The organism is Aeromonas sp. R2-4 (genome assembly GCF_040908365.1).
Taxonomy (GTDB): Bacteria; Pseudomonadota; Gammaproteobacteria; order Enterobacterales; family Aeromonadaceae; genus Aeromonas; species Aeromonas veronii.
In genome coordinates this window covers 23,305-46,260 of record NZ_JBFODO010000012.1, presented here as the reverse complement: position 1 = coordinate 46,260, position 22,956 = coordinate 23,305, and the positions used below count along the sequence as shown (strand labels likewise).

Sequence of the window (22,956 nt, the reverse complement as noted above, 5' to 3'; positions counted from 1 at the left end):
CGCAGCTCTTGTTATGCGCAGATAGGGGCGTTCAGCCCGGCACCACGCAGGCGCCAAACGGCAGGCGCAATTCGTTTTCCAGCTTGAAGAAATCTTCGGCAAGGGCGCCGACCGCCCGGTAGAAGCTGCCCCCTTTCGCCTGTTGCTGATCGCGGCAGCAGGCGAGTACCCAGGGGGCAAGGTGGCGCTCATAGAAGCGGTTGCGCTCCGGGTGTTGCTCGCCAATCAACACCGCCATCACCTCACAGAGGGCGGCCAGATGATCTTCCGGCTCGCACACTCCGCTCTGGCGCTCGAAACCGAGGGACTGCAGATCTGCGCGCAGCACCGCCAGCGGCAGCTCCATCAAAGAGCCGGTGAGATACCAGGAGGCAAACGGCACGATCTCCCCGCGCCCCAGCCCGATAAAGAGATCCTGATACTCCTCGGCAAGCTCGTTTTCGTTGTGGCTACTGGCCGCCAGCTGCACCAGCCCGAGCCCTCTGGCAAAGGGGCCCGGCATAGCCTGCACCCCTTGCAGCCAGGCGAGCTGTTCGCCACGGGGGGCGGCGCGCCAGAGGCTCGCCAGCAGGACGTAGAGATCGGCGCTGCTCTGTTCCAGTTCGGTCATGGTCAGTTCGCCAGCCTTTTCGTTATGTTGTTCACTCATCACTGGCACCTCACACCTTGAGCTGGGAGACGGGATCCGCCGCCAGCGCCGCAAACACATCCTTGACCCGACACTCCTCGCACATCCGCAGCCGCTGGGCGGCCTCGTTCTGGAAGTGGGAGTGACCGGCCAGCTTTTGCTGGATGCGGCGGATCATCGAGGCGGGCGCGAACGGCTTGCCGCAGCGAATGCAGCAGGCAGCCTCTTCGGCTTTCAGGCTCTGCACGGCGCGGCGCGCCTCGGGCACGGGTTGCAGGCGAGCCGTGAGCACGATGGCCTGCTCGGGGCACGCCTTTTCGCACATGCCGCACTGGATGCAATCCTGCTCGATAAAGTTGAGGCCGGGGGCATGGCCCACCGCATGCAGGGCGCGGCTCGGGCAGACCGCCACGCAGCCCATGCAGAGGGTGCAGTCAGCTTCTTTCAATTCCACACTGCCGTAAGGGGCGCCGTGGGGCACCGTCAGCGGCTCACGGCTCCCTTCGTTGGCCTGCCAGAGGGCATCGAAGGCGGCAAACAGGTTCTCCCGTTTGTCCCCTTTGAGCGGTTTATCCAGCAGTGCAACGGTTGGCTGGCCGGAAACAGGCTCACCAGCATCTGCGTCAAACAGAGCGATGCGATCGGCAGCAAGACCCGCGCCCGCCAACAGCACGGCGGCGCTGGCCAGTTCCCGCTCAACCAATGCCCGCACGCTTTCGGGGACATCGTCACCCAGCGCAATGCGCACTGCGCTGGCGCCATAGGCGAGTGCGGCGAACCAGCTCTCGATGCCTAAACTCGCGCTCTCCTCCACCCAGATCGGCAGCCAGTTGGCGGGCAGGCGGGTGAGTTCGGCTTCCACCCATTCGCGCTCGTTTTCGCCGGCGATCAGCAGTTGCGGCGCTTCCCCCCCCGCCTCCCGGTAGTGCTTGATCAATCGGAACAGATAGTCGCCGCTGGTGTTGGCATCGGGCTGATGATAGGCAATCGCCCCGGTCGGACAGGCAGAGGCGCAGCTGCCAAAGCCCTGACAGAGATGGGGATCGATCTGGATGCGACCATTGATGGGCTTGAGGGCATCGGTCGGGCAGACATCGAGGCAGCGGCTGCAACCGGGCACGCCGCGGGCGGTAAAGGCGCAGGCCTCGGGGTCGAGGCGAAAATAGCGCGGTTTGTCGAAGATACCGGTCAGCGCACAGAGCTCGGCGAGCCGTTCGGCCAGCCCTTGATCATCGGCCAGATGCAGATAGCCAACCGGCGGGCGCTCCAGCGCAAAGAGCGGGGCGCGGCCCAGATCGGCCACCAGATCGAAGCACGGTTCGCTGCCCACCGTCGCTTGTTGTGGAAAACAGAGCGCAGCCAGATTAACCCGATCCCCCTGCCCGTTGAGGCCGGTGAGCTGGAACTGCCCCAGATACCCTGTCAGGCTCGGCTCGCGCAGGGTCAGGGCCGCGAGGGATGCGGTGGCATCGAAAATAGATTCGAGATCCGCTGCCTCGGCGTCATGGACCGCTTCGGTCACCAGCAGAGTCGGCTTCACCCCGGCGGGCAGCTGGCTGGCCGCGCGGCGAATCCGATCTTCCGGGCCGACCAGCAGCAGGCCCCCCTGACTCTGGTAAGAGACAGTAGCCGGGATCAGGTTGTCGGTCTTGACCGTATGCTGCAGGGCATAGGCGCGAGCGCGCGCGTTATGCTCGGCCGCCCCCGCCCCATGGGCAAGATTGGAGGCCAGATTTGGGGCCAGATTTGGCAATGTTTGTTCAGTGCTCACATACACTCCTGCGCGCGCCACCTCATGGGATGGGCGCTTGTTGGTAAGCCGAGAGAGCAAGAGCCGAGCCAACTCCCCCGGAAAAAAAGTGACGGACAGGGAGTCAGGATCCTGAAGGTTCCATTCCATCACCTTTGGTTGGGACATTTTGTCCATCACAGGAAACCAAAATGTCCCGAACATCGGTGTGGGTTTGAGAATGGTTATCAGCCAGCTCGTCGGCGGAAGGTTCGCTGACAAGCGCCACCGGTTCAGCGGATCCGCTGGCCGGATTGGCCGATTCGCTCTCCGGGGCGATAACCTGATCCACCAGCCAGTTGCGCAGCCCGGCGGTCAGGGCTGCGGGCAGCAATTCGGGCTGGCTGAAATCCTGGGTGTAGTCGTCGAGCCCATCCGGCTTATGGCTGCGAAACATGGCCCGCAGCGCCTCCTTGTCGGGAAGTTTGGCCTTGCCCGGCTGGGCCGTTGTTAGCAGCGGCTCGCCACTCTCTGCCCCCTCAACGGCAAGGGGTTCCCTGCTCCCCTTGTCAGTGCTGACTACGGGGCTATCCAGCGCAGTATCTGGATTTTCAGCTTCGCCACTGCCTTCGATGGGGGCGGCAACCGCCTCGGGAATGGCCTCTTCCCGTGGCTGCAATACCTGATGCTTGCGCGCCTCACTCTTGCGAGACGACCAGCGCTTGAGGAAATCACTCATGGGCGCGATTTCCGCTGTCGCTGCCACGCTCGCGGCCATCGGGGCCGGTGGCCTTGACGGCGCCGCAGCTGGCTTGATCTTGGCTATCGACACCCAGCTGATCCTGCGCCCGTCCCTTGCCCTTCTTGCCCTTGCGGCGGGCCTCCAGCAGCTCGCCGTGGCGACCGATAAAGGCCTCCACCCAGGCTTGCAGCGCCTCGGGCAGCGGGCAGGAGAGCACCTGCCGCTCGCCATCCATATAGGCGGCGGCCACAGTCTGGCTCAGGGTCAGGCCATCGGCCACAAAGCCATTGTCCACGCGGCTTCCGGTCACAAACAGGCGGGGCGAGCCGGAGCTCAAATTGAAGCGATAATCCCCCCGCTCGTCGCGAAACAGGGTAAGGGGCAAGGCACCGGCTGCCTCAGGTTCGGCGGGGTGGAGCGCCGCAATCTCGAAACGGCGGCTCTGCCAGCGGCCAACCTGGCTGTCGATGGCCTTTAACTCCAGTTGCAGCCAGCGCTGCGGGGGCAAGGTATTGGTGGTGTCTTGCACTGTCACGGCTCCCATCAGAAGGTCTCTACCGGGCCGCCCTCCCCCGTAATCCACCCCATTCGGGGTGGATCAGAGCAGGAGATTTATGGCGGCCACGGCCATCATTGGGATAAGACTTAGCAAGAGTGGGGCCAAGGCCGGTTTGGTGGTTAATGGGGGCTTTGATGCGGGTTGGGACGTCGTGCGGGATATGGGTTGGCGCGGGCGTAGGTTGGCGCTAAGCGCAGCGAAGCCCAACATGTAAAGAAAAACCAGTACTCCCACATCCCAATCCAGCTTAATGTTGGCAATAACCGAATAACCAGATAATTGCCTACATCAACAAGATCTCGCAGTAAACGTTGGGATGTTCTTCGCTCAACACCAACCTACGATTTAGCCAAACATATGAGATAGATAGGTTGGTTTCTACCACAATATCAATTAGGAGAATTAAGTGATAGCATTGAGTTTGTAACCAAGATGTCTATGTGACCAACTTAATGTGGCAATAAAATGAGAAATACAAAGATTATAGTTATGGTTGTCATCATTTTAATTTTAATCTCTCTACCTGCCGTCATATATTACATAAGATGGGGAATAGGCTTATGGGATAGACATGAAGACTGGGCAATCATGGCCAATTATTTTAATGGCTTTTATGGTCCAATTTTAACTGCGCTATCAATTGGGACTATTGCATATCAGATAAAGGCAACATCAACTAGCAATGAAGTAAATAGATTGTCGGATGATTTTGCAAGGTTATGCACCAATTTAAAAGACCAAATAATTGAAATTAACCGCTATGACATAGAAGATGTTTATAATGAAGTTAGACTATCAAAAACTAACGAATCAGAACCAAACCTTGGCCCCCTAAGCTACCCTTTTTTTTATTAAGAAAACTCAACTCATGCACTCTGTAATAGGAATAGACCTAACATTGCGCAGACTCAAGAATATTGACGAAAAGAAATTCAAATCATTGAGAGCTAATTTATTCTCAGATATTAACAGAGACATTTTCAGACAACTTATACATATAGCAATTGGGTTTAAAACAATACCAAACGACGATATATTAAAATAGATGCGTAGGTTCGAATAGCGGAGCGTATTCGGACAATCGCGTAGCCGAGTGATCGTAAATTGGTATGGACAGAAATTCCAACGAATCGACGATAAATTCATTAATCGGTTACTTAAATTCCTAAAACATCTGGTCCACACCCATCCAGCAGGTATATGCCACCTCCATACATGTAGCGTAATGATAGAAGGGGATAATAAGGACACTTGGCCATCCCCTTTTCCTTTTCGTAACCGAAAAACCAAGCATAGCGTCACGATCCGGCAATATATGCACCTGTTCAAGATCGTAAATCTCGCGATAGTCCGAATACGCTCCGCTATTCGAACCTACTTAACTCCAAAAAAGAGAATCTCGCCCAAAGTAATCTGGAACAAAACTTGCTGTATCCCTCCCCTTAGATCCCGGCAACCGGTCGCGAGGGGCCCATGACACCGACCTTTATCAAAAGCAATGCTGCCGCCCAGCTCACCATGGCCGTCGAGGTGATGGATGAACAGGGCACAATGAACACCCGCCAAATCGCCTGTGAGCGGCCACTGACGGTCTACCTCAACTGGAAGGAGATAGTGACCCTGATGACGCTGGGGGCCCGCCCCGAGGCGCTGGTGCTGGGTTATCTGAAAAATCAGGGCTTTATCGAGGATATCTCGGCCATCGAGTCGGTGATCGTCGACTGGGATAGCGAGGCCGCCGCCGTGGTGAGCAGCCAGCAGGCCGACGATCTCGACAAATCGCTGGAGAAGAAGACGGTCACCTCCGGCTGCGGTCAGGGCACCATGTATGGCAGCGTGATGAAGAAGCTCGAAGGGGTGGTATTGGCGGCGCCCGAGCTTAAACAGAGCACCCTCTACGCCCTGCTAAAAGCGCTGTCGGCCCATAACGAAACCTACAAGATGGCCGGTGCCGTCCATGGCTGCGCCATCTGTCGCGGCGCGGAGATCCTCTCCTTTGTCGAGGATGTGGGGCGCCACAATGCGGTGGATACGCTGGCGGGCGAGCTGTGGATGCGCGGCGAGGCTGGCCACGACAAGATCTTCTACACCACAGGGCGGCTCACCTCGGAGATGGTGATCAAGGTGGCGCAGATGGGCATTCCGGTGCTGCTGTCGCGCTCCGGCGTCACCCAGATGGGGCTGGATCTGGCCCGCCAGCTTGGCATCACCATGATTGCCCGCGCCAAGGGGCGCCACTTCGAGGTATTCAGCGGTCACGACCATATGGTGCTGGACGAGAAGCCGCCGGTGCTGGCGCCCGGTTCAGCCGGCCGCGGGATGCGGGATTAAACCATGAACGAGTTTATGAACGTGAAGCAGGTGGCGGAATACCTCGATCTCAACGAGAAGAAGGTCTACCAGCTCGCCAACGAGGCGCGCATCCCCGCCACCAAGGCGACTGGCAAGTGGCTGTTTCCGCGATCCCTGCTCGATCGCTGGCTGCTCGGCAGCTGCCACGAGGGGGTGATGAACGACCGGCTGCTGCTGGCGGGCTCGGACGATGTGCTGCTGCACTACGCCAGCAGCCGTTTGGCCCGGCAGCTCGGCACCCAGGCACTGGTGGGCTATACCCCGTGCGGCACCCGTCAGGGGCTGGCGATGCTGGCGCGCGGCCATGTGGATCTCTGTGCCATCCACTGGGGGCAGGCCGAGGAGGCTCACCTGCGCCATCCGGCGCTGGTGCAGCAGTATCAGGGCCACCGGCAATGGGTGATCGTGCATGGATTTCGCCGGGTGCAGGGGCTGGTGCTGCGCCAAGGGCTGCAACCCAAGGAGGCGAAAGAGACGCTCGACTGGCGCTGGGCCATGCGCCAAGAGGGAGCCGGCAGTCAGCGCGCCCTGCAGGAGTGGCTGCAAACCCAGGGGGAGTCGCTAACCCGGCTGGAGCGCACCCTCGAGGTCAACAGCGAGCGGGAGCTGGCCGCCGCCATCAGCCGTGGCGATGCGGATGTGGGGCCCGGCGCCCAGAGCACCGCCACCGAGTTTGGCCTCGGCTTTATGCCCTTGTCGCAGGAGTGCTTCGATCTGGTGATGCCGCAGGGGGTCTTCTTTCGCACCCTGCTGCAACAGCTGATCGGCTGGCTGCAATCCCCCGAGGGACGCGAGCTGGCGGCCCGCCTCGGCGGCTATGACCTGACCCAAAGCGGCAAGCTGGTGTGGAGCCCGCAGTAAATAACCACTCACCCACAGACAAAACAGCCCGCCAACCATGTTGACGGGCTGTTTTTATCACGGGCCTTTTTTAAGCAGCATCAATCGCTTGTCTCACGCCCCTCGGCATTGAGCGCAATGCGCCACCCTTCCAGTTTCGCGGGCTCGCTGCCGCTGGGCAGCAGGGCGTGGCTGCGCAGCCGTACGGTAAAGCAGCTCCCCTGCCCCGGGGTAGAGTCCACCAGCAGCTCCCCACCCCAGCGGCTGATGATGCGGTGGCTCAGGGCCAGCCCCAGACCGGTGCCGGTAGCGCGGGTGGTGAAGAAGGGGTCGAAGATCTTGTCGATAATGGCCGCCTCAATGCCGCTGCCGTTGTCGATCACCCGCACTTCGGCCCCGCGCAGCTGACCCAGTTCATCGACCCAGTCGCGGCTATCGACCCGGATCTCCCCCTGCTCCCCCAGCGCGTGGCTGGCGTTGACCAGGAGGTTTATCAGCACCTGCAACAGCTGCTGGCGATCCGCCTCGATGGGCTGCTGGGCCCTGAGATCGGCCACCAGCTCCACCTGCTGCTGGCGCAGGGCGGAGCGCACCAGCGTCAGGCTCTCCTCGATGATGGGGTTGAGGTGCTGCCACACCGGCGCCGTCTCGTAGTCGCCGGGGCGGGAGTATTGCAGCAGGCTGCGGGTGATGGCACGAATGCGCTCGATCTGGGCCAGCACCAGCGCCAGCTCCTCGCTGACCGGCTCGGCCGCCTCCCCCAGCTCCAGCTTCATCAGCTCCACATTGCCGAGGATCACCGCTAGCGGATTGTTGATCTCGTGGGCCACCCCGGCCGAAAGCTCGCCAAGGGCCGCCAGCTTCTCGCTGATCAGCAGCTGCTGGCGCGCCTCGGTCAGCATATGAATATGATCTTCCAGCTCGGCGGTCTTCTGCTCGAGGCTTTGGGTACGCTCGGCCACCTTCTGCTCCAGCTCGTCGGCGCTGCGGGCCATCTGCTGCTGATGCGCTTCTTGCCTGTCCAGCATGGCGTCGAACTGGCGACCGAGCTGGGCCAACTCGTGGTCGGGGTCGAGGGCCAGCGGGCCGATGCGAGCGGACTCCCCGGCCTGCACCTGCCTCACCACCTTGTGCATCCGCTCGATGGGGGAGAAGAGATCCCGCGCGCCGCGATAGACCAGCAGGCCGGAGAGCAGCAACAGCAGCACCACGCCCGAGCCCAGCTCCACCAGATTGGTGAGGTAGGTGCGGATGATGGGCCACTCGAGAAAGCCCACATAGAGCATGCCGAGCCGCTCGCCCCTGGCTCCCAGCAGCGGCTCGTAACCCGAGACATACCAGGCGTCGTGAACGAAGGCGCGGTCAACCCACATCTCCCCCCGCCCCAGCACCTGCTCGCGCACTGGCGGCGAAACCCGGGTACCCACCGCCCGGCCCACCTGACGGCTGCTGCTGACCGGTACGTTGGTGCTCACCCGCAGATCATCGAGAAACAGGGTGACGGTGCCAACGCTGCCATCTGGCAGGGTATTTTTGGCAAACACCTGCCCCTTGAGCTCATCCACCAGCCGGGTGCTGCCGTTGACAAGCTCGCCCCCCTCCAGCACGGCCCAAAGCGATCCGTCGCGGCCCATCACCGGCGTCAGTGAGAGGCTGATCAATCCCCTGTTCTCCACCACCCTGGTGCCATCCCGCTGCCACAGCACGGCCCGTTTGGCCAGTTGCGGAGAGAGGGCGAGCATCTCCTGCTGCGACCAGACCACAAAGTGACTGACGCTGCGCCCGGCCGTGAGGGCGGCGCGCTCCTGCGCCGTCAGCTGATCCAGCTCGGGGCCACGGCGCAAGCGCAGAAAATCGAGGCCATAGTTGGCCGCCAGCGGCATCACCCAGTCATGCAGTTGATCCGGCGATTCCCGCAGCCGCAGCTGAAAGGCCCAGGCATCGCGCAGATGCTCGAGATGCTCGGTCTGGCGCTGCTGCTGCACCGTGATGGCGTGGTGGGCCACCCCGAGATCGCTGCGCACCGTGGTGAGCAGGTTCTGCCAGCTGTAGGTGAGAGTCCAGTAGAGGGTGAGCGCGATCATGCCCACCAGAGTGAGCATGATGGGTACCGAGGTGAGTAACAGCAGGCGCCAGCGCACCTTGGTGCGCACGCAACGGGGCAACAGGGCGCGCATGCAGCGGGAGAGCAGGGTCAGTTTCATCGCCACCCCATCCGATCAGCCTTCCTCATTCGATGGCCCACTCCTTGAATTTGCGATCCAGCGTCTTGCGCGCCACCCCGAGCACCCGGGAGGCGGCAGACTTGTTGCCATCATGGCTCGCCACCACTTGCAGGATGTGGGCCTTCTCCACCTCTGCCAGCGGCCACGCCAGCGGATAACCCTCCTCGCTCGCCCCCTGCTCGGCGGGCTTGCTGCTCTGCCAGTAATCCGCCGGAGGCTTGCCCAGCAGCAGGCAGCGCTCGATGAGATTGCGCAGCTCCCGCACGTTGCCGGGCCAGGGATAAGCCTGCATCGCCACCACATCCTCGTGGGTCCAGCTCAGGGAGCCCATCCCCATCTCGGCGGTGAGCTGGCGGGTAAAGTGGTGTACCAGCGCGGGGATGTCGTCGATCCGCTCCCGCAACGGGGCCACCGGCAGCGCCACCACGTTGAGGCGATAGAAGAGATCTTCGCGAAAGCGGCCCGCCTCCACCTCGGCCTTGAGGTTGCGGTTGGTGGCGGCGACGATGCGCACATCCACCGCCAATTCGCGCTCGGCCCCCACCGGGCGAATGGCCTTCTGCTCCAGCGCCCGCAACAGGGAAGCCTGCATGGCTAGCGGCATTTCGCCGATCTCGTCCAAAAAGAGCGTGCCCTGATGGGCGACCCGGAACAGGCCGTCGCGCCCCTTGCGGGCGCCGGTAAAGGCCCCCTGCACATGGCCGAACAGCTCGCTTTCCAGCAGCTCCGGGGCGATGGAAGCGCAGTTGAGGGGCACAAAGGCCCCCATACGGCCGGAGAGTTGATGCAGGGCGCGAGCCACCAACTCCTTACCTGTGCCGGACTCCCCCTCCACCAGCACGGCGGCATTGGAGGGGGCCACTCTGGCGATGAGCGTCTTGAGCTCGCGGGTCTTGGCACTGTCGCCAATCAGGGTGGGCGGGAACAGCTTGCTCACCTCTCGGCGCAGCAGCAGGTTCTCCCGCTCCATCTGGCGGCGCTCGATGACTCTGTCCACCGCCTGCACCATCTGATCGAGGTTGAAAGGCTTGAGGATAAAGTCGCTGGCGCCGAGGCGCAGCGCCTTGAGGGCGGTCTCCATATCGCCAAAACCGGTCATGAAGATGATGTCGCTGCGGCGGGTGGCGGGGTCTATGGCCTCATGCCACTCGATGCCGGAGCGCCCCGGCAGCCGGATGTCGGCGATGATAAGGTCGAAGTGAAGGCGGCAGCGCAGGGCTTCCGCCTCCTCCACGCTGGCGGCAGTCTCAATCTGGGCAAAACGCTTGGCCAGCGCCTTGGCCAGAAAGCTGCGCATGCCGGGCTCATCGTCAACGATAAGCAGGGAGAGGGCAGACCAGCGGCTGGGAGGGAGTGTCATGGAAAAAAGTACCTCGGATGCACGTACGGTCGGTGAATGTCCCGATAACCGGAACCTTAGTGGGACATTTTGTCCTTACCGTATCAAAAGCACCAACACCAATTATTAAAAGCGATAACAAGCTCACCTAATTGATTTTAATAAGCTTCTGTTTTTAAACGGCAAACCGTGAATGCAGCGGCAAAGGAACAGTTTGGCACCCTGCTTGCTTACTCTTGCCCTCTCCTCATCCACCCTGAAAAAAGTTGCATCACGATGACGATAAAAACCAACCTCAAACGTTTTGCCCTCTCCCTCGCCGCCAGCCTGCTGCTCGCCGGTGCGGCCCACGCCGAAGCGGATACTAATGCCACAAAAGCGCCGATCCGCCTCGCCACCACCACCAGCACCGAGCAGTCCGGTCTGCTGGGCTGGCTGCTGCCCCAGTTCACCAAGGAGACCGGTTATCCGGTGCAGGTGATAGCGGCCGGTACCGGCCAGAGCCTGAAGATGGGCGAGAATGGCGATGCGGATCTGGTGATGACCCACGCCCCCTCTGCCGAGAAAAAGTTTGTCGACGCAGGCTTTGGCATCGAGCCGGTGCACCTGATGTACAACGACTTCGTCATCGTCGGCCCGGCCAAAGACCCGGCGGGTCTCGGCAAACTGCACGACGCAGCCAAGGGGCTGCAAGCCATCAAGGAGCAGGGCCAGACCTTTATCTCCCGCGGTGACGAGTCCGGTACCCACATTAAGGAGAAGACCCTGTGGCAAGCCGCTGACGTCAAACCCGAGTTTGCCGGTTACACGTCCATCGGCCAGGGGATGGGCCCGACCCTGACCATGGCCTCGGAGCTGGGTGCCTACACCCTGACCGACCGCGGCACCTGGCTCGCCTACCAGAGCAAGCTGGATCTCGCCGTACTGCTGGAGGGTGACAAGCGCCTGTTCAACCCCTATCAGGTGATCCTGGTCAACCCCAAGCGCTACCCGGATCTCAACACCGAAGGGGCCCGCACCCTGAAGAACTGGCTGGTCTCAGAGCATGGCCAGAAGTTGATCGGCGACTTCAAGGTAGCCGGTCAGGCGCTGTTTGTGGCGGATGCCAACGGGAAATAATGGCAACCCCGACTCCTGCGATGACCTTGATGGCCCTCCCCCGGTTCGCTGAGGGAGGCGCCTGATGCCGACCCTGCTCGATACTACGTTGGCGGCCCTCGCCCTGCTGTTCAGTGGTGACACTGAACTGTGGCAGGTGGTGGGGGTCTCCTTCTCCGTCTCCTGTATCGCCCTGCTGCTGGTGCTGCTGCCCGCCTTGCTGCTGGGTTTTGCGCTGGCCTATCTGCCGCTGCCCGGCCGCTGGCTCTGGCTCTCCTGCATCAATACCCTGCAATCGGTGCCGACCGTGGTGATTGGCCTCTTGCTCTACATGCTGCTGTCGCGGGCCGGCCCCTTTGGCGACTGGAAGCTGCTTTTTACCCAGCAGGCGATGGTGGTGGGGCAGATGCTGATCGCCTTTCCGGTGATCGCCACCATGGCTCATGCGGCGTTTGTCCAGAGTGACCGGCGCGCCTGGGAGACCGCCCTGACCCTGGGGGTCTCCTGGCCCAAGGCGCTGATCGGCCTGATGCACGAGTGCCGTTTTGGCCTGCTGGCCGCCATCATCGGCGCCTTTAGCCGCATCGTCACCGAGGTGGGCTGCTCCATGATGGTGGGGGGCAATATCCTGCACTTTACCCGCAATATCCCCACCGCCATCGCGCTGGAGACCCAGAAAGGGGCCTTTACCCAAGGGGTGGCGCTCGGCATAGTGCTGCTCACCCTCGCCCTCTTGCTCAACCTGCTGCTGACGGCCTGTCGCGGCCACAGCTATCTGAAGAACTGACCATGCCCCCACTGTGTACCAACAGGAGTACCCCATGGCCCTGACCGCCCACCAGCTAACGATGCGCTTTGGCGAGCGCCAGCTGTTCGAGATTGACCGGCTCGCCATCGCACCGGGGGATGCCATCTGGCTGCATGGAGCCAACGGGGTGGGCAAGACCACTCTGCTCAAAATCCTGGCGGGGCTGCTGGCACCCACCCGCGGCCACACCAATCTGCCGGGGCGCTGGCAGCAGCGGCTAAACCGGTTGCTCAAGCGGGAGCTGGGGCCGGGCCGGGTCACCTATCTGCACCAGACCCCCTATCTGTTCGATCGCACAGTGCACGACAACGTCGCCTGGGCGCTCGATAAACAACTCGGCAGCGAGATCCGGGTGTTCGAGGCGCTGCGCCGGGTCGAGCTGGAGGGGCTGGCGCGGGAGCACATCAGCATTCTCTCGGGTGGCGAACGGCAACGGCTGGCGATGGCTCGAGCCTGGGCGCTGCAACCTGCCTTTCTGCTGATGGATGAGCCCACCGCCAATCTGGACACACATTCGGTTGCCCTGATGGCCGCATTGGCGCAAGATCTGCGGGAGCATGGCAGCGGCCTGGTCGTCATCAGCCACCAGAGCAACGCCCTGACCGACCTGTGCGAGCGGCAATGGACCCTCGCCCGTGGCCAGCTGCAAGAGACGACCCCTTTAAAAATCATCGAGCGACATGACTTCAAAAAGCGACAGCCACTCTGATCCCGTTGCCGTATCAGCAGTGATCCTGGCAGGAGGCCGCGCCACCCGGATGGGGGGCGAAGACAAGGGATGGGTAGCACTGGCGGAACGCCCTCTTATCGACCATGTTCTGGCGCGCCTGCGCCCCCAGGTGGATGAGGTGCTGATCAACGCCAACCGCAGTCAGGCCCGCTATCAGGCGCTGGCCCCGGTCATCAGCGATGACAACAACGACTATCTCGGCCCGCTGGCGGGCATGCAGGCAGGTCTTGCTGCCGCCCGTCACGACTGGGTGCTGTTTGTCCCCTGCGATGGCCCCGCCCTGCCGCTGGATCTGATGAGCCGCTTTCGCGCCGCCCTGACTCCGGATACCGAGCTGGTAGTGGCCCACGACGGCGACTGGCTGCAACCCGTGGTGGCCCTGCTGCACAAATCCCTGCTCCCCTCCCTCACCGCCGCACTGGCAGAGGGGGAGCGCAAAATCGATATCTGGTTTGCCCGCCACAATATGGCGGTGGTGAGCTTTGCCGATCAGCCGGATGCCTTTATCAATCTCAATAGCCCTGCCGAGCTGGCCGCCTACGAGGCCCGTCTGCTCGCCCCGGCTATCGCCCCCCAACAAGGAGTCACCTCATGACCCCGGCCCCCACCCTTCCCCTGCTCGGCTTCGCCGCCTGGAGCGGCACCGGCAAGACCACCTTGCTGGAGCAGTTGCTCCCCCTGCTGGTGGATCGCGGCCTGCGCATCGGGGTGCTCAAGCACGCCCACCACGACTTTGATATCGACCAGCCGGGCAAAGACAGCTATCGCCTGCGCAAGGCGGGTGCCCAGCAGATGATGGTCGCCTCCCGTCGTCGTCATGCTCGTATCATTGAGACGGAACTGGCCGAAGCTGATTTTCGCCAGCTGCTGGCCAGCTTCGATCAAACAGAGCTCGATCTGCTCTTGGTCGAGGGGTTCAAGCACGAACACTTCCCGAAAATCGAGCTGCACCGCGCCGAGATTGGCAAGCCGCTGCTCTTCCCCGAAGACAGCGACATCATCGCGCTGGCCAGCGATCAGCCACAACAGAGTGGCGAACAACAGCAGACAAGCCTGCCCCGACTCGATATTAACGATCTGGCGGCTATCGCCGACTTCGTCTGCCGCTGGCTTGACGGCTGCCAGAGCAAGGAGCCGGAGGCGGGCAAGGGCTTTCTCTCGGTCGAGGCGGCCCGCAACGCCATTCTGGCGGCCCTCACCCCTAGCACGGCCTGCTCCGAAAAACCGCTGGCCCAGTGCCACGGCGCCGTGCTGGCCGCCGATCTGATAAGCCCCATCAATGTGCCACCCCACGCCAACTCGGCGATGGATGGCATCGGCCTTCGCAGCGACGATCTCGCCACCGGCCGCTGGCAACTGGTGGGGGAAGTGCTGGCGGGCCAGCAGCGCCACGAGCCTGTGCTGGCCGGTCAGGCGGTGCAGATCATGACCGGCGCTCCGCTGCCCCCCGGTGTGGATACCGTGGTGATGCGGGAAGAGACGCTGATTGAAGGTGAGTGGGTCACCGTCACCGCACCGATCCGCGCAGGGCAGAATGTGCGCCTCGCCGGCGAAGATCTCGCCAAGGGCGCGGTCGCCATCCCGGCCGGGACCTGGCTTGGTGCCCCCCAGCTGGGGCTGGCAGCATCACTCGGTCAAGCCAGTCTCACGGTGCGCACCCCGCTGAAAGTGGCGCTGTTCAGTACTGGCGACGAGGTGCAGGCGCCGGGCGAGCAGCTCGCCCCCGGCCATATCTTCGACAGCAACCGCTTCACCCTGATGGCCCTTATCCGCGCCGCTGGTTGCGAGGTGATGGACCTTGGCATCATTCCCGATGACAAGACCATTCTGCGCCAGCAGCTGGAGCAGGCCGCCGCCAGTGCCGATCTGGTGTTGAGCTCGGGTGGGGTCTCGGTGGGCAATGCCGACTTTATCAAGCTGGTGCTGGCGGAGCTCGGCCAGATCGATTTCTGGCGCATCCAGATGCGGCCGGGCCGCCCGCTCGCCTTTGGCAAGCTGGGGCAGACCCCCTTCTTCGGCCTGCCGGGCAATCCGGTGGCGGCGATGATCTGCGTGCTGCAGTTTGTCGAGCCTGCCATCGCCCGCTTGCAAGGCAAGCGGTGGCAGCCGCTGCGCCTCTCGGCACTGGCGGACGAGAAGATGAAGAGCCGCCCGGGGCGCACCGAGTTTCTGCGCGGCATCTTCCATCAGGACCGTAACGGCCAGCTGCGGGTGCGCACCACTGGGCCACAGGGCTCGGGTATTCTGAGCTCTATGGCCGAGGCCAACTGCCTGATTGAAATCGTACCGGATCAACCCGGGATCGCCGTTGGCGAGCGGGTCTGGATCCACCCCCTGCAGGGACGACTGGCCTAAATCCCGACGGGGCGTTGGCCGGATGCACGGCGCCCCGTCACCCACCTGACAGGAGGCAGACCATGCGTCTTGATGCCCCCCTCTCTCGACTCGATCTGCTGGTCTATGGCCGCTACCGGATCGTCCATGGCCTGCGCATTGCGCTCGCCTTTATGCTCACCTTTCTGCTGACCCGCGAGCTGAAACTGCCGGAGAGCACCTGGCCACTGATAACCTTGGTGGTGGTGATGGGCCCCATCTCGTTTTGGGGCAATGTGCTCTCCCGCGCCCTGCAGCGGGTGGTGGGCACCATCTTCGGCGCCAGTTGCGGGGTGGTGGCGCTCTATCTCGAGATCTACTCGCTACCGCTCACCCTGATCTGGTGTGGGTGCATCATGTTCCTCTGCGGCTATCTGGCCCTCGGCAAGCGCCCCTATGTGGGGCTGCTGATCGGCATCACCCTGGGGGTCACCATGGGGGCCATGCCGGGGGATATAGAGACGGCGCTGTGGCGCAGTGCCGACGTGATACTGGGCTCCCTGCTGGCGCTGCTCTTTTGCAGCATCTATCCCCAGCGGGCCTACAGCCACTGGCGGCTGCAACTGCACCAGATCCTGCAGCAGTCGGGGCGGCTCTATCACACTCACCTCTCCCCCAATGTGCTGGAGCGCCCGCGCCTCAAGCACAATCTCTCCCAACTGCTGGCACAGACCGGCAAACTGCGGGCCCTGCTGGCCCCTGCGGCCAAGGAGACGCGCCACAGCGTCGCCCTGTTTGATGCGGTGCAGGTCACCATGCGCAACACCCTCTGCACTCTGGAGATGCTGGCCAACACCTACTGGAACGATCGGGAGAGCCACTTTCTGATGCAGAGTACCCGCGAACTGCACGCCTGCCATCTGGCCACCGAAGAGGCGATCAACCAGCTGGCCCTGATGATGCAAACCGGTGACGGGCGTGGCGCGGATGCCGCCATCGCCCGCCTGCACGAGGTGGCGACCCAGGTATCGCTGCCGCCCAACGCAGAGGCCGCCATCAATGGCTACCTCTGGCTCAACGTGCAGCTGACCGAGCAGCTCACCCACCTGCGCCGCCTGCTGGGGCTGATCCTCACCCCGCCCCATCGCAAGCAGCCCGACTAGACCCAATGCAAAACGCCCCGCAGTGGCGGGGCGTTTTGCTGTCTGACTGGCCGTTTGGGCCATGAAGGCAGCAAATCTTAACTGGCATTGGCCAGCGGCTGCTCGGTGGTGAGGTAGAGGGAGAAATCCTGAATACCCGCCTGCAGGGCCGCAAAACAGTCGGGGTCGATGGCGGTGCCCAGATTCTCCGCCATCATCTCCAACGCCTGCGGCACAGGGATAGCGCCGCGATAGGGGCGCTTGGCGGTGATGGCATCGAAGATGTCGGCTGTGGTGATGATGCGCGTCTCAAGGGTAATCTCGTCCCCTTTCAGCCCCTTGGGGTAGCCATTGCCATCGAGCCGCTCATGGTGGGCGCCCGCCACTTGCGCCAGCTCCTCGAAGGCACCGATACGGCTCAGGATCTCCTCGGTGTAGGCGGCATGCATCTGCACCGCCGCCCACTCCTGCGCATCGAGTTTGCCCGGCTTATCGAGAATAGCGTTGCTCACCCCGAGCTTGCCCACATCATGGAGCAAGGCGCCCCGCTTGAGCCAGCGTCGACGCGACTCGGACAACCCCATCTGGGTGGCAAGAATGTCAGTATAGAGCGCAACCCTGCCGCTGTGACCCGCGGTGTAGGGACTTTTGGAGTCCACCACCTGCCCGAAGGCCGCCGCGATTTCGTCCAGATAATCTTCATCCAGCGCTACCTCCCCTTGCCCGGCCGGGTGGACCAGCACCCACTCGGTCAGTCGGGGATCGGCCAGCCCTTGCCAGAACTCTTCGTCGGCCAGCGCTTCAAATTCGCGAACCAGCGCCGGATCAAACCAGCTGCCGCTGCGCTCGCGCAGCTCCTTGAGCGCCGCATCCGGACCTGCGGCCGCGTGAAACACATCCACCACCTGACAGAGCAGGGCAATTCGGGAGAAGAGCGGGATCGCCTCGCCAGCCAGTTGCAGGGGCCGACCTTTGCCATTCCAGTGTTCATCAAGGGAGAGGATACCATCGGCTACATCATCACTGAAACGGAGCTGGCGAGCGATATCCGCCCCCCGATGACAGCGGGTCTGGATCAGTTCGTTGGCAATCTGGTCGCCGTTGCGAAAGATATGAAACAGGCTGCGAAAACGTCCCAGCAAATCCGCCTGCAAGCCGGTGTGGCCCAGCACGAAGTTGACTACCTCGGAGAGGGAGCCATCCACCAGTTTGAAATCGCGTTTGAAGTGAAGATCGTCGGTAAGATAGAGCTCGCAGATGCGGGCGGCATTGCTGCTGCACCCAAGATCCTTAAGCAGGAGCGTGTAGTAGAGATCATGGCGCAGCCGGGCGTCCAGTCCCAGCCGCTCCCCCAGACGGGAACCTATCCAGCAGCAGCGAATGCAGTGTCCTCTTGGTTGCCCCTCAGTCATATCGAGCGCATGACTGAGGGAACCAATCAACTCCGCCAATCGCAATCCATTCACCGTCATAGTCTACTCCCTTAGACATCATGGCGATTTTGCCAGCAGATTAGGTATACCCCATCTGAAGCTGGATCGATCTGGATTCAGTTGAATTTAGGCAGCAGCCTTGCCCTGATTAGCCCGCTCTTCCAGCTCTGCGCGGCTCAGGGTAGATACAAAGCGGCCATCGAAGTAGATATCCATCAACTCGCCACGCTTCTCGCCACGCATCATGCTGCGGCGGCCATCCAGATAGTGCACCTCCATCTGGGCGGTATGCTCGTCCGGGTAGCTGATCTCCACCTCGCGCACCCCTTGTGGCAGCATGGCCAGCGGCACCTTCTTGAGGGCCGGATCCAGATGCTGGTTCACCTTGATCACCGGATTGGCCTTCATGTCCACCACAGCCGGAGATTTGCCGGTGATGGGGTTCTTGCCAGACCAGAACTCGATGGTATTGAAGACGAACAGGTCAGCGGTCGCGGCCAAACCGTAGACAGGGGAGAGCAGCATAAAGACCCCGGCACGAGCGTAGCGGTTATCCACCACGCTCAGGTTGCCCTTGGTGACCATGCCGGAAAGCCCCATCTGCCCCATACAGCCGCCCAGCCCCATGCTCGCGACCATAACCAGCAGGGCCATTGCCCGCCCCTTCTGTTGTAATGCCATCGTGTTCTGTTCCTGCTCTGAAATAAATGAGGCGGCAAGCCTAATCAAGGGGCCAGAAGAGGACAATTCACAATGGCGGGACGATACAGGAGGGGTTCAGATTGGGGCACTGACTGCTCAAATATGAGTCAATGCCCCGGCATGACAGGAAGTCAGGGGGTTCAGATTGCCAGATCAGAGACGGTGCTGGAGACGTTGTTCGCCTCCCGGCGGATCTCGCTCATCACCTCGTTGACCTCGCCTACCTGCTGCTTGCCCAGCTCGGCACTGCCCGCCACATCAGACATCTCGGCGGTTACCTTGGCGGTCAGTTCACGGTTGTTCTGCACCACCTTGGCAATCTCGTCGGTAGAGAGCGAGGTGCGTGCCGCCAGCTGGCGAACCTCGTCAGCCACCACCGCAAAGCCACGCCCCTGATCCCCGGCCCGGGCTGCTTCGATGGCCGCGTTGAGGGCCAGCAGGTTGGTCTGATCGGCAATGCTGCTGATGGTGGAGACGATCGCCTCGATACTGCGCGACTGCTCGTTGAGCTGATTGATAAGACCGATGCTGTGAGTCAACTGGCTGGCAATCAGGCTGGAGGTATCGACCACCGAGGAGAGCAGACCCGCGCCACGCTCGGCGCAGTTCAGGGTCTCCCGCGCCGCATCGTGGGCCAACATGGCCGCTTCCCGCACCGCATCGCTCTTGTTGATCCGCTCGGTGATGTCGCTAGCGAACTTGATCACCTTCACCACCTTGCGATGCTCATCAAGGATCGGGTTGTAGGTCGCCTCCAGCCACACCTTGCTACCGTGACTGTTCTGACGACAGAAGAGACCGGACTTGAACTGACCACGGCCCAGCTCATCCCAGAAGTGAGGCTGGTCTCGATAGAACTGATCGTCGCAGAAGATACGGTGATGCTTGCCCTGCACCTGAGCCAGGGTATAGCCCATGGTATGGAGGAAATTGCCATTGGCAGCAATCACCTCCCCGCCGGGGGTGAACTCGATGACCGCCAGCGACCGATCCAGCGCCGTCACCACCGCCTGCTGGCTGAGCAGTTGCAGGTGGTGCTCGGTAATATCGGCCGCGATCTTGATCACCTTGGTCACCACGCCCCGCAACTTGACCGGAAAATAGGTCGCTTCCAGCCAGATCGCCTCGCCCCGTTTGTTGAAGCGCTGGAACACCCCGGTACGGGAGCGCCCCTGCTTCAGGTCCGCCCAAAACTGCTGATAGTCGCTGCTCTGGGCATAGAGCTTGTCGCAAAAGATACGGTGATGCTGGCCGATAACCTCGGGCGCACTGAAGCCCACCACGTTGAGAAAGAGATCATTGGCGGCCAGCACAGTGCCATCCGGCGTAAAGGTGATGGTCGCCACGCTGCCGTGCACTGCGTCAAAAAATCCCTGCTGTTCCAGAAGTTGATCCTGGCACTGCTGCAACTCGGCTTTCAGTTTGCTATTGAACATCGAAACTTATCCTCCAGACTGGCACCCACCATGGCCAAACCACGCAGTGGATCAATAAGATAATGGTGGCGTGCTCCATCAGCATAGTTGGCGGCGTTGCCGCGATCCCATCTGACGCCATATTTATTGCTGTAAATCAAATTCACCGACCAAACGTCACTCATGCAGAGCTGCAACCCTTATTCCACCACCGGTTGCCACTCCAGATAGGCCGGATTGGCGACAAAGCCGATCCGCTCATAGAGAGGACGCCCCTGCTCGCTGGCATGGAGCCACACCTTGCCCAGCTGACGCGATCTGGCGAAGGCTGTAATGGCATCGAGCAGCGCCGTGGCGATCCCCTGCTGGCGCCATTGTGGCCGCGTATACATATTGAGCAGATACCCCTCCATCCCCGCCAGATTGCCGGGATAGGGTGGCCGTTCAAACAATGCCAGCGTCCCTGCTGCCACGATCTGTTTGCAGCCCTCCTGCGTATCGGCCTCAGCCAGCCAGGATAAAGCACTCTCTTCACTCATCGCCCGGGTGAAATAGTCAAGGGTGGCCTGCCACAAGGCCGGGTCTGCCTGCCACAAGGCCGGGTCTGCCTGCGGCGTCACCAGCTCACCGACCTCACAAAACAGCTCCATGCGCAGCGCCACCAGTGCGAGAATATCTGCGGCCCTTGCCTGACGAATGATCATTGGCTGCTCCTTTTTCTCTCATGGGAATTTTCGCCGGCCGTCATTATGACAAAGAGCGCCTTGTGGCGCTCTTTGTCATTGGGGAAATCACTGATAAATCAATGGCTGCGACGAGTCAGCCAATAATCCAGGCTCAGCACACCGCCGCCCCAGATGGTCAGGGTCAGCAGCATCCAGCCCCACAGCTGGTGATCGTAAAAGCCGCCCGCCCAGAGGGTCGGGTAGGAGATCACCGCCATGATATTGAAGCCAAACAGCAGCAAGGCGGCCGGGCGAGTAAAAAGCCCCGCCAGCAGGAAGAGCGGCAACAGCAGCTCGGTCATCGTACCCAGATAGGCAGCCCACAACCAGGGCAGCAGGGGCACCTGATACTCAGATTCAAACAGATAGAGGGTGGAATCCCACGCCGTCAGCTTGAGCCAGCCTGAAGTGAAAAAAACCGAGGCGACCCAAAGCCGCGCCAGCAACAGCACACAAGCGCGGCTCCAGCGCGGCAAATCACCACTCGATCTGGCCAGCGCCAGCCATTTGTTTGCCATCATGGCATTACCTCCATATCCACCAGCAGACCAAGGGTTATCAGGCGAGTGAGATGTTCACTGGCCGCAGGGTCGGCCGCCAGCAGATCGACCAGCGCCGTACCAGCGAGACAACCCTGTAGCAGCGCCCACTCACCCGCCGTCAGGGGCAAGGGGGCAACCCGGCAATCCGGCTGTTTCTTCAATGCCAACCAGACGGGGTCATCAAGCACCTCCACCGCTTCACCACAGTGCAGCGCCATCTGCCACAGGGCCAGCACCGGATAATCGCTGGCAACCAGCAGCAGATCCGTGGCTGGCAAAAGTCGCAGCCGCTCCCATTGTTGCGGCGATAATGCGGCCAGACGCTCGGCTGGCCAGCAGCGTGATTCCAGCGGCAGCAAACTGGCACGCTCAAGCTGCCATTCGAACTGAGCCAGCGCCTCCAGCCAGGGCAGTCCGGTTGTAGTTGGCAAGCGGGCCAACCATTGGCCAAATCCGGCGCCATAGTGCATGACGCTCCCTTCCCTGAGCGGCTCGGCCAATACGAAGCCACGGGCAGCCGCTGCAAAAAAGTCATCCCCGACCATGGCCTTGACGGCGGGATAACTGCTCGCCAGCACCTCGCCAAGGCTCAGAATGAAGTGGTTGCGATAGACCTGCAGCACAGATTCGGCAGAAAAGAGCCGGGAGCTGATGTGAGGGGCAATGGCGTCAGGCGCCCCCAGCAGACCATCGGCAAAGTGCTGTTGCAGCTGTGCCAGCTCAGCCATAGGCCACCTCCCGTGGCGCACTCATGGCGCGCGCCTCATCCAGAATGGCACTGGCCTGCGCCGCCTCTGCCAGCAAGACCGGCAGCGGCGGGATCTCGAGGTCCCACTCAATCAGGGTGGGAATGGCCTGCTTGCGGCAGATCTGGCGATAGAGTTCCCAGACCGGTGCCACCACAGGGGCGCTGTGGGTGTCGATATAGAGGGAGCCTTCCGGCAGCTGCTTCTCGGTATAACCGGCCAGATGGATCTCCCCGACGGTGGCGAGATCGATCGCCGCCAGATACTCATCGCAAGAGAAACCGTGATTGAAGGCACTGACATAGAGATTGTTGAGGTCGAGCAGGATGCCGCACTCGCTGCGCTGCTGCAGCTCGGCCAGAAATTCCCACTCGCTCATCTCCCCGGGCAGTTGCAGATAGGAGGAGGGATTTTCAATCAACATGCGGCAACCCAGGGTCTGTTGTACCTGCTGGATCTTGTCGCTCATGTTGCGCAGGGAGGCGCGGGTATAGGGCACCGGCAGCAGATCGTTGAAGTAACGCCCACCAATGCTGCCCCAGCTGAGATGTTCGGAGATCCGTACCGGTTTGATCGCCGCGGCCAGTGTCGACAACTGCTGCAGATGGTGCGGATCGAGCGGGTCGGCAGAACCGAGGGACATGCCAACGCCGTGAAGACTGACGGGGTAGTGCTGCGCCAGTTCGGCGAGCACCTGAAAACCGTGACTGTGCCGTTCGAAGTAATTTTCACTATGCACCTCCAGCCAACCGACTGCCGGCAGGGTTTGCCGGATCTCGTCGTAATGGGGAGTGCGTAATCCGATACCAATCAAAGGGTTCATCGCAAGACTCGCTTTCGCCAACCAGAGAAGATGCAGGGGGCGACCCATTGGCCATCCCCTGCCCG

22 protein-coding genes are annotated in these 22,956 nt (G+C 61.7%); 9 read left to right on the top strand and 13 right to left on the bottom strand.

The window, feature by feature from the left end; all coding sequences use genetic code 11:
- Positions 1 to 31 precede the first annotated feature (31 nt).
- The 4 genes from AB5Z05_RS04570 to AB5Z05_RS04555 all read right to left on the bottom strand — a co-directional run bounded on the left by AB5Z05_RS04570 (position 32) and on the right by AB5Z05_RS04555 (position 3,643).
- Positions 32 to 649, bottom strand: coding sequence for a molecular chaperone (locus AB5Z05_RS04570; protein WP_368150267.1), 618 nt, complete (start codon positions 647 to 649; stop codon positions 32 to 34).
- Positions 650 to 659: 10 nt separating this feature from the next.
- A complete protein-coding gene (locus tag AB5Z05_RS04565; RefSeq protein ID WP_368150265.1) occupies positions 660 to 2,399 on the bottom strand; it encodes a 4Fe-4S binding protein in 1,740 nt (579 codons plus the stop codon).
- Between the two features lie 103 nt (positions 2,400 to 2,502).
- On the bottom strand, positions 2,503 to 3,096 hold the full coding sequence (locus AB5Z05_RS04560; protein ID WP_368150263.1) for a DUF3306 domain-containing protein: 594 nt from the start codon (positions 3,094 to 3,096) through the stop codon (positions 2,503 to 2,505).
- Complete coding sequence (locus tag AB5Z05_RS04555; protein ID WP_267511625.1) at positions 3,089 to 3,643, bottom strand: DUF3305 domain-containing protein; 555 nt, start codon at positions 3,641 to 3,643, stop codon at positions 3,089 to 3,091. The genes AB5Z05_RS04560 and AB5Z05_RS04555 overlap by 8 nt, the downstream gene beginning before the upstream one ends.
- 504 nt (positions 3,644 to 4,147) lie before the next feature.
- On the opposite strand from AB5Z05_RS04555, the gene AB5Z05_RS04550 reads away from it, so the two are divergent.
- From AB5Z05_RS04550 to AB5Z05_RS04540, 3 genes are all read left to right on the top strand, one after another.
- Positions 4,148 to 4,513: a hypothetical protein gene (locus AB5Z05_RS04550; protein WP_368150261.1), complete on the top strand. Its 366-nt coding sequence runs from the start codon at positions 4,148 to 4,150 to the stop codon at positions 4,511 to 4,513.
- Positions 4,514 to 5,131: 618 nt separating this feature from the next.
- Positions 5,132 to 5,989, top strand: coding sequence for a formate dehydrogenase accessory sulfurtransferase FdhD (locus AB5Z05_RS04545; protein ID WP_368150259.1), 858 nt, complete (start codon positions 5,132 to 5,134; stop codon positions 5,987 to 5,989).
- A 15-nt stretch (positions 5,990 to 6,004) separates the two neighbouring features.
- Positions 6,005 to 6,871, top strand: coding sequence for a substrate-binding domain-containing protein (locus AB5Z05_RS04540; protein ID WP_368150390.1), 867 nt, complete (start codon positions 6,005 to 6,007; stop codon positions 6,869 to 6,871).
- 80 nt (positions 6,872 to 6,951) lie between these two features.
- Here AB5Z05_RS04540 and AB5Z05_RS04535 read toward each other — a convergent pair whose 3' ends face one another.
- Positions 6,952 to 9,054 carry a cache domain-containing protein gene (locus AB5Z05_RS04535; RefSeq protein ID WP_368150257.1) on the bottom strand — a complete coding sequence of 701 codons (2,103 nt, stop codon included), beginning with the start codon at positions 9,052 to 9,054 and terminating at the stop codon, positions 6,952 to 6,954.
- Positions 9,055 to 9,079: 25 nt separating this feature from the next.
- On the bottom strand, positions 9,080 to 10,435 hold the full coding sequence (locus AB5Z05_RS04530; protein WP_058055711.1) for a sigma-54 dependent transcriptional regulator: 1,356 nt from the start codon (positions 10,433 to 10,435) through the stop codon (positions 9,080 to 9,082).
- Between the two features lie 255 nt (positions 10,436 to 10,690).
- Here AB5Z05_RS04530 and AB5Z05_RS04525 point away from each other — a divergent pair, with 255 nt between their 5' ends.
- The 6 genes from AB5Z05_RS04525 (at position 10,691) to AB5Z05_RS04500 (ending at position 16,526) form a co-directional block, all read left to right on the top strand.
- The gene (locus tag AB5Z05_RS04525) at positions 10,691 to 11,533 is read left to right on the top strand and encodes a substrate-binding domain-containing protein (RefSeq protein WP_368150255.1); all 843 of its coding nucleotides are present in this window, start codon (positions 10,691 to 10,693) and stop codon (positions 11,531 to 11,533) included.
- 64 nt (positions 11,534 to 11,597) lie between these two features.
- Positions 11,598 to 12,299, top strand: coding sequence for an ABC transporter permease (locus tag AB5Z05_RS04520; RefSeq protein WP_005347674.1), 702 nt, complete (start codon positions 11,598 to 11,600; stop codon positions 12,297 to 12,299).
- A gap of 34 nt (positions 12,300 to 12,333) precedes the next feature.
- A complete protein-coding gene (locus tag AB5Z05_RS04515) occupies positions 12,334 to 13,029 on the top strand; it encodes an energy-coupling factor ABC transporter ATP-binding protein (RefSeq protein WP_216961472.1) in 696 nt (231 codons plus the stop codon).
- A complete protein-coding gene (gene mobA, locus AB5Z05_RS04510) occupies positions 13,001 to 13,645 on the top strand; it encodes a molybdenum cofactor guanylyltransferase MobA (protein ID WP_368150252.1) in 645 nt (214 codons plus the stop codon). Before AB5Z05_RS04515 ends, mobA begins: the two co-directional genes overlap by 29 nt.
- On the top strand, positions 13,642 to 15,405 hold the full coding sequence (locus AB5Z05_RS04505) for a bifunctional molybdopterin-guanine dinucleotide biosynthesis adaptor protein MobB/molybdopterin molybdotransferase MoeA (protein WP_368150250.1): 1,764 nt from the start codon (positions 13,642 to 13,644) through the stop codon (positions 15,403 to 15,405). The genes mobA and AB5Z05_RS04505 overlap by 4 nt, the downstream gene beginning before the upstream one ends.
- A gap of 62 nt (positions 15,406 to 15,467) precedes the next feature.
- The gene (locus AB5Z05_RS04500) at positions 15,468 to 16,526 is read left to right on the top strand and encodes an FUSC family protein (protein WP_127006737.1); all 1,059 of its coding nucleotides are present in this window, start codon (positions 15,468 to 15,470) and stop codon (positions 16,524 to 16,526) included.
- 77 nt (positions 16,527 to 16,603) lie between these two features.
- Here AB5Z05_RS04500 and AB5Z05_RS04495 read toward each other — a convergent pair whose 3' ends face one another.
- The 7 genes from AB5Z05_RS04495 to AB5Z05_RS04465 form a co-directional block, all read right to left on the bottom strand.
- Entirely contained in the window at positions 16,604 to 17,977 is a 1,374-nt protein-coding gene (locus AB5Z05_RS04495; protein WP_323894361.1) for an HD domain-containing phosphohydrolase, read from the bottom strand.
- An 87-nt stretch (positions 17,978 to 18,064) separates the two neighbouring features.
- Positions 18,065 to 18,619, bottom strand: a complete 555-nt coding sequence (locus AB5Z05_RS04490; RefSeq protein WP_005334841.1) for a DUF3332 domain-containing protein — start codon at positions 18,617 to 18,619, stop codon at positions 18,065 to 18,067.
- A gap of 161 nt (positions 18,620 to 18,780) precedes the next feature.
- Positions 18,781 to 20,076, bottom strand: coding sequence for a PAS domain-containing methyl-accepting chemotaxis protein (locus AB5Z05_RS04485; RefSeq protein WP_159157370.1), 1,296 nt, complete (start codon positions 20,074 to 20,076; stop codon positions 18,781 to 18,783).
- Positions 20,077 to 20,255: 179 nt separating this feature from the next.
- Positions 20,256 to 20,759: a GNAT family N-acetyltransferase gene (locus AB5Z05_RS04480; RefSeq protein ID WP_368150247.1), complete on the bottom strand. Its 504-nt coding sequence runs from the start codon at positions 20,757 to 20,759 to the stop codon at positions 20,256 to 20,258.
- 98 nt (positions 20,760 to 20,857) lie between these two features.
- A complete protein-coding gene (locus AB5Z05_RS04475) occupies positions 20,858 to 21,301 on the bottom strand; it encodes a DoxX family protein (protein WP_335874763.1) in 444 nt (147 codons plus the stop codon).
- Positions 21,298 to 22,050 carry a putative DNA-binding domain-containing protein gene (locus tag AB5Z05_RS04470; protein WP_368150245.1) on the bottom strand — a complete coding sequence of 251 codons (753 nt, stop codon included), beginning with the start codon at positions 22,048 to 22,050 and terminating at the stop codon, positions 21,298 to 21,300. Before AB5Z05_RS04470 ends, AB5Z05_RS04475 begins: the two co-directional genes overlap by 4 nt.
- Positions 22,043 to 22,891 carry a DUF692 domain-containing protein gene (locus AB5Z05_RS04465; RefSeq protein WP_368150243.1) on the bottom strand — a complete coding sequence of 283 codons (849 nt, stop codon included), beginning with the start codon at positions 22,889 to 22,891 and terminating at the stop codon, positions 22,043 to 22,045. Before AB5Z05_RS04465 ends, AB5Z05_RS04470 begins: the two co-directional genes overlap by 8 nt.
- Positions 22,892 to 22,956 lie beyond the last annotated feature (65 nt).